Consider the following 1,893-nt stretch of genomic DNA (forward strand, 5'->3'; position numbering starts at 1 on the left):
TCGACCCCACGGTAGAAGATGCTTACTGGCAAAGCAACTACAGTTCCCGTCCTTACGTGGACACGAGCGCAACTTACGAAGACTATCAGCCTGCATACCGCACCGGTTATGAGGGATACAGCCGCTATGGCGCTAGTGGTAAGAAATTCACCGAGATCGAACCGGATTTGCAGCGCGACTACGAAACAAATCGCGGTAAGTCTAATGTGACTTGGGAAAAAGCTAAGCACGCCACGCGCGACGCTTGGGATCGGGTGGAACGCGCTGTTCCTGGCGACATTGACAAAGACGGCCGCTAAGAGCGATCGCAAGTATTTCTCAGTCTTGGACGCACACAAACTCAAGCGTTCCGATTATTTTTAGCCGGGTACCGGAATGGAGGGAAGTGTTGATAAAAAAAAACCGGCTGCTGCGTCTTGGACTGTAGTTGATAGGTGACACAGTTTTTAACGCGAGTTTAGCGAAGTTTTTGGGGATTTTCAGCCCCTCTCTACATCGGAGAGGGTATTTTTATGCACCGTTAAAATCGCATTTTTCAGCACGATTTTTCTTTCACAGGGCTGTTCGCTGTGAGAACTCGCTATAGACGTATAGGCTTTGCTGTGCGGGACGATCGCACTCCTAAAAAATGCTTTTTACAAAATCGCGATGCTTCCATTTGAGATTAACATTTTTTTTTAACTATTAGCCTTAAAATTAAACTAATTCAGGACTGAGGCATCGATCGCATATTTTTGTCATTGTTCGCGATGCGCTTTCTTCAATCGCAGCCGGATCGTAAAGGGTCGGTGGCTTCAAGTCCGATAATTGTTAATCTAAATCCTCTCATTCAAAATTGGTATTACTTGTGGATGAAATGTTGGAAAGAGCTTGGACACTCAAGCAAAATTTAATTGACTTTGTGCTAGATGCTGAGGGAGAGTTGGCGGTCGCTTTGGAAGCTTATGCTGCAGCTCGATCGACCGGCGAGCGCTACGACATTGCTCAGCAAAATCAAGTGATTGACAGTTTTACAGTCGAAGGTAAAGTCGGAGAGAAAACGCCGATCGACCTATTTGTCGAAAGTCAGCCAGATTTAACCGAGAGCGATCGTAGCTTGCTCGAAAGTTGGGAGCACAGAAGCTTCGCTGGCTTGTTTGAAATCACTCAACTTTTCCCCGACAGGTTTGAACTGATGAACTGGCTGACGGCAAAGCACTACGTTGTTAAGCCCAACAGTCCTAATTTTCTTGCAGAAATGTCTCGCTTTAAGTTAGGAGAAATCTTGCGAGCTCGGATTTCTCCCCTCACCGATGACTGGTGGATACTTTCGAGCTCTCCCATCCTGATGGGGAAATTAGGTAAGCCGAAGTTAGCGGTGGCGATCGGCAATTTCAAGCAAAATCACAAAAAGAACCTGTACAGCGATGCGCCGGAATTGTTAGAGCAAGCTTGGCAGTCAGTAGAACACTACCACGAAGATTTTACCGAATTTTTTGGCAGTGATGAATTGACGCTATCGGGATATCACCTGAATAAACAGTTGGCTGAATTTCAGGAATTTATCACTAAAAAACGCCTAGCTGATATCGGCATTGATGAAAGTAAATCTCTAGCGGATATCGTTGAAGATGCCGGAGTCGATCGAGAAGAAGTCAAAGCAGCCGCCATCGCCGCAGCAGGTGCCGATGCTAACGCAGTTGAGGTAATGCTCGACAGCAATGCTAGTTCAAAAATGGTGATGCCGAAAGTCGAATTGCCCGATCGCTTCAAGAAAGCCGAACAGGTGACAGCACTTTCTCATCCTCGCTGGGGACAAACCTTTTTGTCTACTTACGCTCAATTTACTGCACTGCTAGCAGCCGAAAACTTTTCAACCGTTCCCGGTTACGAAAAGCTGGTGCGTAACTATCT

The 1,893-nt window shown here is 46.4% G+C and carries 1 protein-coding gene and 1 pseudogene; both read left to right on the top strand.

Going from position 1 to position 1,893, the window contains the following annotated elements:
• Positions 1-299, top strand: a pseudogene (locus QUA38_RS28665) (hypothetical protein); the annotation flags it as partial.
• A gap of 536 nt (positions 300-835) precedes the next feature.
• Positions 836-1,893: hypothetical protein (locus QUA38_RS28670; protein ID WP_333167863.1), on the top strand; the 1,058-nt coding region annotated here is incomplete at its 3' end.

It is taken from the genome of Microcoleus sp. Pol12B4, from assembly GCF_036701385.1.
GTDB lineage: Bacteria > Cyanobacteriota > Cyanobacteriia > Cyanobacteriales > Microcoleaceae > Microcoleus.